Annotated in this window: 12 protein-coding genes; 10 read left to right on the top strand and 2 right to left on the bottom strand. The window is 65.8% G+C overall.

Annotated elements, in window-relative coordinates; translation table 11 throughout:
- The first annotated feature begins 302 nt into the window (after positions 1-302).
- The 10 genes from MUB52_RS21325 to MUB52_RS21280 are packed head-to-tail and all read left to right on the top strand — an operon-like array spanning position 303 to position 7,188.
- Positions 303-737 (top strand): hypothetical protein, encoded by a 435-nt coding sequence (locus MUB52_RS21325; RefSeq protein ID WP_263846176.1) that lies wholly within the window; start codon positions 303-305, stop codon positions 735-737.
- The gene (locus MUB52_RS21320) at positions 730-1,440 is read left to right on the top strand and encodes a COG1470 family protein (RefSeq protein ID WP_263846175.1); all 711 of its coding nucleotides are present in this window, start codon (positions 730-732) and stop codon (positions 1,438-1,440) included. The genes MUB52_RS21325 and MUB52_RS21320 overlap by 8 nt, the downstream gene beginning before the upstream one ends.
- Positions 1,441-1,453: 13 nt before the next feature.
- Positions 1,454-2,083: a hypothetical protein gene (locus tag MUB52_RS21315; RefSeq protein ID WP_263846174.1), complete on the top strand. Its 630-nt coding sequence runs from the start codon at positions 1,454-1,456 to the stop codon at positions 2,081-2,083.
- 18 nt (positions 2,084-2,101) lie between these two features.
- A complete protein-coding gene (locus MUB52_RS21310) occupies positions 2,102-2,596 on the top strand; it encodes a hypothetical protein (protein ID WP_263846173.1) in 495 nt (164 codons plus the stop codon).
- Positions 2,593-3,432 carry a class I SAM-dependent methyltransferase gene (locus MUB52_RS21305; RefSeq protein WP_263846172.1) on the top strand — a complete coding sequence of 280 codons (840 nt, stop codon included), beginning with the start codon at positions 2,593-2,595 and terminating at the stop codon, positions 3,430-3,432. Before MUB52_RS21310 ends, MUB52_RS21305 begins: the two co-directional genes overlap by 4 nt.
- The gene (locus MUB52_RS21300; protein ID WP_263846171.1) at positions 3,429-4,496 is read left to right on the top strand and encodes a polyprenyl synthetase family protein; all 1,068 of its coding nucleotides are present in this window, start codon (positions 3,429-3,431) and stop codon (positions 4,494-4,496) included. Before MUB52_RS21305 ends, MUB52_RS21300 begins: the two co-directional genes overlap by 4 nt.
- Before the next feature lie 11 nt (positions 4,497-4,507).
- Positions 4,508-5,095 carry a hypothetical protein gene (locus MUB52_RS21295; protein ID WP_263846170.1) on the top strand — a complete coding sequence of 196 codons (588 nt, stop codon included), beginning with the start codon at positions 4,508-4,510 and terminating at the stop codon, positions 5,093-5,095.
- Between the two features lie 11 nt (positions 5,096-5,106).
- Positions 5,107-5,670, top strand: coding sequence for a hypothetical protein (locus MUB52_RS21290; protein WP_263846169.1), 564 nt, complete (start codon positions 5,107-5,109; stop codon positions 5,668-5,670).
- Positions 5,667-6,665 carry a hypothetical protein gene (locus tag MUB52_RS21285; RefSeq protein WP_263846168.1) on the top strand — a complete coding sequence of 333 codons (999 nt, stop codon included), beginning with the start codon at positions 5,667-5,669 and terminating at the stop codon, positions 6,663-6,665. The genes MUB52_RS21290 and MUB52_RS21285 overlap by 4 nt, the downstream gene beginning before the upstream one ends.
- The gene (locus MUB52_RS21280; RefSeq protein WP_263846167.1) at positions 6,655-7,188 is read left to right on the top strand and encodes a hypothetical protein; all 534 of its coding nucleotides are present in this window, start codon (positions 6,655-6,657) and stop codon (positions 7,186-7,188) included. Before MUB52_RS21285 ends, MUB52_RS21280 begins: the two co-directional genes overlap by 11 nt.
- Before the next feature lie 6 nt (positions 7,189-7,194).
- Here MUB52_RS21280 and MUB52_RS21275 read toward each other — a convergent pair whose 3' ends face one another.
- Together MUB52_RS21275 and MUB52_RS21270 are read right to left on the bottom strand one after the other, a co-directional pair.
- Complete coding sequence (locus MUB52_RS21275) at positions 7,195-7,494, bottom strand: CcdB family protein (protein ID WP_263846166.1); 300 nt, start codon at positions 7,492-7,494, stop codon at positions 7,195-7,197.
- The gene (locus MUB52_RS21270; protein WP_263846165.1) at positions 7,495-7,761 is read right to left on the bottom strand and encodes a type II toxin-antitoxin system CcdA family antitoxin; all 267 of its coding nucleotides are present in this window, start codon (positions 7,759-7,761) and stop codon (positions 7,495-7,497) included. It lies immediately after the preceding gene.
- Positions 7,762-7,823 lie beyond the last annotated feature (62 nt).

The following is a 7,823-nucleotide window of genomic DNA, read 5'->3' as shown; positions in this document are numbered from 1 at the left end:
TAACAGCGTCCCATTCATAAGCCTCCGTGCAACGTTCTGTTTTGATACAGAATTTGCACTTCGGATGTGAATCCACCCGCGTACACGCATCACTCGGATAAGCTTAGTTATGCTAATTCATAGGTCCGAAACGCGGCGCATGGTGATCGCTTTCATACTTACAAAATAGAGGGTCTGTCGGGGGATTGGAGCGGATGCGTGGCTGCGATTGTGGGGCCGATTTTGCGCGGGACTTCGCAGACTCTTAATTTTCTGTTAACCTTATGTCACCCTCTCAGCCCGACCTCTAGAAGGAGACTGCCATGGGCGTGGATGTACCTGACGATTTCGACATCGATCTCAACCTCAGCGGCGGAACCTCAATCGACGGCGATGTGTCGCTCGACACGAGCCTGCGTGTGCGGGAGTTGCCGACCATCGAGCTCCGCGTGCGCGAGCTGCCCGAGATCAGGATCGGCGTGACCGAGCTGCCCAAAGTGCAACTGGGAGTCGACCCCATAGATTTTTCCTTGCGGATCAAGGAGATCCCGGCGATCCGCGCGCATCTGCCCGCGAATTTCAAGGTGGGTCTGTCACTGCTTGGAAACGAATTGCTGGCCATCAATCTCTGTGGCGAAGCGCAGGTGATCACCGAGGACTACACGCCCAATCCCTGCGAGATCTGTGGCCCGCCGGGCAACGCGGGCGAGATCGCGGGCAATGTCAGCCGCATAGAGCTCATCGAAGACGATGGCTGAGCTGACCGAGGGCATCACGCTGCGCAAGGGGCGCGGCATCGGGGCGTTTCAGGTCGCCGCGCCGCAGTCCGGCGTTCTGAAACTGGGCGGCGCCTTGAAGAAAGAGATGGGGGCCGAGTTGCGCGCGCGCCTGCTGCCGCGCAAGGGTCAGACACGGATCGCCGCGCGGATCGGCCGCTCTGCCCCGCCGGGTGTGCACAAGGCGACGCTTGTGACCGAGGACGGGGAATACCCGGTGACGGTCGATGTGCCGGTCCGGGAGAAGCTGCGGCTCGCGCCCCGGTCGGTCAGCCTGACCGGACGGCCGGGCGACCGCCTCAAGGTGCAGTTCACGGTCGCGAACCGGGGCAATGTGCCCCTGCCGGTTCCGGCGGGTGGCGTTGGCGGGCTCTTTGCATCTGACGGGTTGGCGGGTGCCTTCTCGGCGGCCTACGGCGCGGAGGCCGAGGCGCCGCTGGAGGTCTTCGGCGAGTTCATTCTCGGGCTGCGGCGCTCGTACCTGGGGCTGATGCGGCTGAAGCTGACGGCGCAGGACAAGGGAGAACTGGCCCCCGGCGCGCAGCGCGATCTGGCGGGCGAGTTCACCCTGCCCGAGCCGCTGAACCCGGCCACGCAGCTGGGTGCGGGCCGCCGCTTTCACACCACGATCGTGATGCCGCACCTGCGGCTCGTGGCCCGTTTGACCCTGAGCGCTCCGAAATAGAAAGGGACCGCCGATGAAGAAGAGCAAGATGACCACGCAGGACATGCGCGAGAGTATGGACGCCATGTCGGACATGATGGTGCGGCAGATGGACCTGACGGGCGAGCTGGTCGACAGCCTGACCGACACGGCGCAGCGGTTTCTGTCCTCGCTCACCGCAGGGCAGGCCTCGAACTGCTGCGAGATCCCCGAGCCCTGCTGGATGCCGAAAGACCTCGGCGAGGTGCACTGCCAGCTCTGCGCGGGCAGCACCGGGATCGTCGAGATCCGCATCACCAATACCGATTTCCGCCCGCGCAACTTCACGCTGGCCGCGGCGGGTCCGGATGCGGGCCGGGTCAAGCTGACGCCCAACAGTTTCTCGCTGGGTCCGAAGGAGCGGCGCACCGTGCGGGCGGAGTTCGACACCAAGCTCGACGATGGCGTGCACTGCGCCGACTTCGAGGCGCTGATCTGGGTGGTGGGCTGCAACAGCCATTACCTGCGCTGGACCATCGAGGTCGGCAAGTCCGAGCGCGCCTGCTGTCACCGCATCGAGGTCTTCGATCAGCCCGACTACGAGCATCACTGGTACGATCATTTCTATTGCGTCCGACCCTGTTACGGGCGGTCGGTGCGCCCCGGGACAGGGATCAAAGGGTGATCCATGTCGAACTCACAGATGAAAGACATTTTGAGCCAGGCCGTGCGCCTGAACATGAAGTATTATTCCGGGCTGTTTGACGTCACACGCGATTATCTGGGGGCCCTGCGCGATCTGGCCGAACAGGGGCTGGACAAGGACGCGCGCCGCCCCACGGCACCGCAGCCGCAACCGGCGGTGCCGGCGATTCAGCCGCTGATCCTTGCTGCCCCTGCGGGCAAGGAGGCGGCGGCCAGTTTTGCGGTCACGAACAACACCGGGCAGGAGGTCGCCGCCGATCCGGAGGTTTCGGAGAGCCTGAAGGCGGCGGGCGTGATCGCGGAACCCGCAGGGCGGATGGTGGCCCATGGCGAGGAGGTGGTCTTCACGCTGAAGGGCAAGCCCACATCGAAGATGAAACTGGATCAGGACATCCATGGCAGCGTGAGCGTGCGGCCCTTCGGCGACCGGGATATTCCTGTGGTGCTGCGCCGGTTGCGGGCCCCCGCCAAAGCGAAAGCGAAGGCGTCATGAGCGCGCCCGGCGGCATCATGGCCGAGGGCGTGCTGGTGCAGGCGATGCATCTCTATTCCGCGCTGGTGATGAAGCCCTATGAACAGGGCCGCAACGCCGGGCTGATCGAGCGCACGACGCTCGGCGCCCTGCCCCGGCCGCTCGACCGGAACGGCCTCGGCCCGCACTTCAGCAAAAAGTACCCCAAGCCCGTGCTGCTGGGCCGCGCGACCGAGAACGACGCGCTGGTCTCCGAGTTCGACCGGATGGGCGAGATTTATGACGCCTATGTGCGCCCCTTCTCGACCCCGATCATGAATGCCGCTGTCGAGGAGCTCTCGGCCTGGATCAAGCCGGATTTCCGGCTGCTGGACGCAGGCTGCGGCGCGGGGCGTGAACTGTGCCGTCTGTCGCGCATGGTGCCGGGCGGCGAAGCGGTGGGCATTGATCTGGCCGCGGGCATGGTCAACGCGGCCTATGCCTCCGCCCGCGCCAAGGCCTTTGACAACACGGCGTTCTTTCAGTCCGACGTGGGCGACTTGCCGGAGGTGTTCACCGGGCAGTTCGATCTGGTCTACTCCTGCCTGGCGCATCACCACTACCCCGACCCGCCCGCCGCCACGCGCGAGATCTTCCGTGCGCTGCGCCCCGGCGGCTACTACGCGGTGATCGACGCGGGCCCGGAATGGTTCGTGAAACGCTCCTCCGGCCTCGCGCTCTGGGCCGATCCGGGTTGGATCGGGTTTCACACGCCCGAGCAGTTCATGGCGCTCTTCGAGGCGGCGGGGTTCGAGACCACCGGCTGGATCGACCTTGTGCCCGGCTTCGGCATCGCCTGCGCGCAGAAACCCCTTTGACCACGCCGGACTATGACCGGGCCCTCATCGAGCAGGCCCTCAACACCGCACGGACCCGGACCGAAAAGGCGATGACCCGGTTTTTCGATGCGCGCCGCGAAACGGGGATGGATGTGCTCTACGATCAGATCAGCGACTATCCGTTCCGCGTGGGCAAAGGCTTGCGGCCCGCGCTGGTCTATGCCGCCTGTCAGGGCATGGGCGGCACCGAGGCGCAGGCCGAAAACACCGCGACCGCCATTGAGCTGTTTCACAACGGCGCGCTGGTGCATGACGATATCGAGGATATCTCGGACTTCCGGCGCGGGGATGAGACGCTCTTTCGGCGCCATGGCGTCCCCATTGCGATCAACACCGGCGATGCGACCTTCGTCTTCTGCCTCTCGCTGCTCCTGGACAACGTCGAACAGCTGGGCGTGCGCAAGGCGATGCGGATTCTCAAGGATTTCGAACGGCTCAGCCGCGAATCCGTTGAAGGCCAGGCGATCGAGCTCGACTGGATCCGCAATGCGCGCTTCGATCTCGAGAGCGAAGACTACCTGCGCATGGCCTACAAAAAGACCTGCTGGTACACGATGATCGCGCCTTTGCGCTTGGGCGTGGTCGCAGGCTCCGGCCCCGCCTTTGTCGCCGATCTGGAAGAGGCGCTGATCGACGTGATGGAGCTGGGCTATCTCGCGGGCATTGGCTTTCAGGTGCAGGATGACCTTTTGAACCTCACCGCCGACGAGGTGCTCTATGGCAAGGAGATCAGCGGCGACCTCTACGAAGGCAAGCGGACGATCATGCTGCTGCATTTCCTGCGGACGGCGCCGAAGCGCCAGCGCAGCCGCGCCATAAAGCTGCTGACCCAAGCGCGCGCCGAGAAGGAGCCAGACGAGGTGCGCTGGCTGTTGCAGGCGATGCACGAGGCAGGCTCGATCGACCATGGGCGTGAATTGGCGCAGGATTTCATCACCCGCGCTCTGAAGTTCGAAGCGGAGGGGCTGAGTTTCATGGCTGAGACCCGCCACCGCCAATTCCTGCGCGAAGTGCTGAAATACGTGATTGCAAGACTGAAGTAAGAGGGACCGATATGCCACATGACCACGGCCAGGGGAGCACGCCATCCAGCCCCTTCGAGGAGCTGATGAAGCTGCAAAGCGCGTTTCAGCAGAGCCTCAGCCAGGCGACGATGCAGTATCTGCGGCAATTGCAGGGCATCGTCGGGCCGGTCACGCCCGGCACCGTCGTGCAGCAGGTGGAGGGCGCGGGCGTGGCGCTCACGCTGCGCCCGGGCGGGCAGGCCAAGGCGAGCGTGAACGTGGAGAACCGCCAGCGCGTGCATTCCATGGTTACCCCGATGATCACGCCGCTGGTGTCGGACACCGGGGCCACCTGGTTCGCGCAGACCGCGTTTACACCGCCCACGGCGCTGCTGGCGACCGATGAGGTGATGGACTTCGCGCTGGTGCTAGACGCGCCGAAGGACATGCCCGTGGGTGTCTATCGCGGGGCGGTGCTGATCTATGGCTGCAGCGACGGGGTGGTGCCGCTGGAGGTGACGGTGGCCAAGCAGCCGGCGACCAAGCGCAAGGCGACCCCCGCCGCGGCCAAGCCCAGGGCGGCAACCCGGAAGGCAGCCGCCAAGAAGGTCGCCCGCAAATCCACAAAAGCTACTTGAGGAGACTGCCCATGGCCAGTAGCGCACACATTCGCCTCATCGACCCGCCGGAAGATGCAGGGCGCACCACCGCGAGCCTGTTTTCCTCGCTCGCCAGCCGGCTGATCACGCTGCATTATACCTCCGGTGTCAGTGTGATTGGCTCAACGCTCGCGGGGCTCGCCGAGGCGGGCCGCGAGATTTCCAAGACGGCCGAGGGCGCGCGCATTCGCCGGGCGCTGGAGGCCAGCGCGGTGAAGGACAATGGCGAGCTTCTCTGGAGCGCGCTGCGTGTGACCGGTTGGACCGAAGGGATGCCCGCGGCCCCCGTGCTCGATCACATCCGCAACGATCTGGCGCTGCTCTTGGCCGACGATCTGGCCGAGACCATCGACAACGTGCCGGCACCGCTGGAGAACAAGGTGCATCAGGCCAAGACAGTGCCACCCGCGATCACCTTCATCGACACGCTGATGGGCCTCTGGATCCACTCGCGCGAGATCGTGCAATCGGTCGAGGCGCTGGCGCGCAGTGCGCCCGAGCGCGACACCATCGAGCCCGGGGACGCGGTGCACAGCGGCCCGATCCTGCGGTGACACATTTCGATGTGCTCCGGCCGCCGGTTCTGAGCGATCCGACGGCGGCGGCCTACAAGGACTGGTTTCATCTTAACGTCTTTCTGCCCGACCTGGGGCGCGTTGTGCTGATCAACCTGTCGCTGCACGGGCCCCCCTGGGATGCGCGTGCCCGGGCGGTGGGTGTGGCGCTGGCGAGCGGGGCGCAGGGCGACTGGATCGGCGGGATCGAGATCGCCTCTTTCGCCGAAAGCACGGTGGACACGCAGGCCATGTTCCTCAGCACCCTGTCCATGGCGGTGACCCGTGACGGCACGGCGTTGCACGCCAAGGTCGCGCGGCCCGACGATGGGTTCGAAGCGGATCTGATTGCGCGCCCGGTGCTCTCGGCCGGCGCGCTGGACCTCACCGCGCAATTCGGCAGCGGCTGGATCGGGTGGAGCGCGGTGCCGGCGCTGTCCCTCTCGGGCAGGCTCAGGCTCGACGGTGAGGAGGTGTCGCTGGAGAACGCCCGCGGCTACCACGACCACAACTGGGGGCGCTGGTTCTGGGGCGAGGATGTCGCCTGGGAATGGGGGGCCTGGGTCTTGAGCGACAACATCACGGTCGTGGCCGCGCGCGGCACCGACAAGGCGCATTTTGACCGCCGGCCACCGCATGTGTTTCTGGTGCATGGCAGCAAGGTCCACGGGTTTCTGCCCGGTCAGATCAGCCTCAGCTATGAGGCGGCGCCCACCCGCGCGGCGCGGCGCCTGCCCGGCGCGCTGGCGGCTATCCACCCGGACCGGCGCGCGCCGGATCTGCCGACACGTGTCACCTTGCAGGCCGACAGCCGGATCGCCCGGTTCGAGCTGGTGTTCGAGGCCGAGACGGCAGCGCAACTCCTGCTCTCCGATCCGATGCGGCCGGGCTCGGGTTTCATCAACGAGCTGGCGGGGCGCTGTCACCTCGTCGCCAGTCTTGACCAGAAGGTGCTGCGGGCCGAGGGTTCGGGCGTGTTTGAATATGTCGAGTAAGCCCCGCCACCTGCGCGACTGGATCGTGGCGCTTTACGCAGCCCTTGAAAAAGCGGAACCCCACCGCGCCGAGGCGATCCGCAAGCTTGCCGGCGCGCAGACGTCGCGCATGGTGCTGGATGAGGACCGGGTCACCGTGCGCTTTGTGGCCGACGCGTTGCAGGTGCGGCGGATGCGGGCGGGCACGGCGCAGCTGAAGAGCCCGAACGGCACCACCGACCGGCAGGCCGTGACCGCGCTGCTGCTGGGGTATATGGAGATTTCGGAGGCAATCTCGCAGGATCACATCCGGCTGCGCGGCACGGCGGATGAGGTCATGGCGATCTGTGCGATCATCGAGGTGCTGGTGGATGCGAGCACCCGGGTGCCCGCGCTGCAACAGCTCGCGGCGGAGTTTCTGGAGACAACCGGGCGCGAGACGCTGCGGGCCCGTCGCCGCGCGCGGGTGGCGCAGCTGCGCGCGCTTGCAGAGAAGGAGCGTGGGCTTCTCGCGCGGGAAGGGTTGCTGCGGGCGGGCGGCTGAGCGCGGTCAGAAGCCCTGCATCACCATATCGACAGCCCGGGTGATGGCCGCGTGCTCGGCCTCGAGGGTGGCGACCGGTGTCCGCAGCAGCGTGCAGGGCACGGCGGCCATGAATTGCGTGACGAGGATCACGCTCTGCCCCTCGATCTCGAACATCGGGTTCAGCCATTGGGCGGGCTGCGGCGCGCTGTCCCGCGGCATCAGCGGCGCCACCACGCGCGTGTTCAAGGCTGAGAGAAGATCGCTTTGTAAATCAATGATATAGCCCGTTCCCTCCGGGTTTGGATAGACATCATGGCGGGCCATCTAGAAGTTCCGATGCCGGTCCAGCGGCAGCCCGTGGGTCTCGACATAGCTGTTGGAGCTTTCGAGCGCGCCCCGGTTCTCGGCCTGCCAGGCAGCGGTGCGGGCCTCAGCCACGGCCGCCCTCACACCCCGTTCCGCCGCGCGCGACAGGTTCACCTTGAGCGCCCGCGCCTCTTGCAGCAGCGTGGCGTCCAGGGAGAGGTTGGTCGATTTCCGGCTTGTCGCGGGCATATGCGCATAGATATGCGCATATTTTACGCACGTCAAGGGGCCGATGTCCGATACGAAAAGAGGCGCCGAACCCGGCGCCTCTCTCCAGCTGTGGTATG

Source organism: Roseobacter sinensis (genome assembly GCF_025755255.1).
Lineage (GTDB): Bacteria > Pseudomonadota > Alphaproteobacteria > Rhodobacterales > Rhodobacteraceae > Roseobacter > Roseobacter sinensis.
This window is presented reverse-complemented; position numbering and strand designations above follow the sequence as displayed.

Coding starts and splice junctions, on each gene's coding strand:
- MUB52_RS21325 (WP_263846176.1), top strand. CDS start 303: ATGGGCGTGGATGTACCTGACGATTTCGACATCGATCTCAACCTCAGC.
- MUB52_RS21320 (WP_263846175.1), top strand. CDS start 730: ATGGCTGAGCTGACCGAGGGCATCACGCTGCGCAAGGGGCGCGGCATC.
- MUB52_RS21315 (WP_263846174.1), top strand. CDS start 1,454: ATGAAGAAGAGCAAGATGACCACGCAGGACATGCGCGAGAGTATGGAC.
- MUB52_RS21310 (WP_263846173.1), top strand. CDS start 2,102: ATGAAAGACATTTTGAGCCAGGCCGTGCGCCTGAACATGAAGTATTAT.
- MUB52_RS21305 (WP_263846172.1), top strand. CDS start 2,593: ATGAGCGCGCCCGGCGGCATCATGGCCGAGGGCGTGCTGGTGCAGGCG.
- MUB52_RS21295 (WP_263846170.1), top strand. CDS start 4,508: ATGCCACATGACCACGGCCAGGGGAGCACGCCATCCAGCCCCTTCGAG.
- MUB52_RS21290 (WP_263846169.1), top strand. CDS start 5,107: ATGGCCAGTAGCGCACACATTCGCCTCATCGACCCGCCGGAAGATGCA.
- MUB52_RS21280 (WP_263846167.1), top strand. CDS start 6,655: ATGTCGAGTAAGCCCCGCCACCTGCGCGACTGGATCGTGGCGCTTTAC.
- MUB52_RS21275 (WP_263846166.1), bottom strand. CDS start 7,494: ATGGCCCGCCATGATGTCTATCCAAACCCGGAGGGAACGGGCTATATC.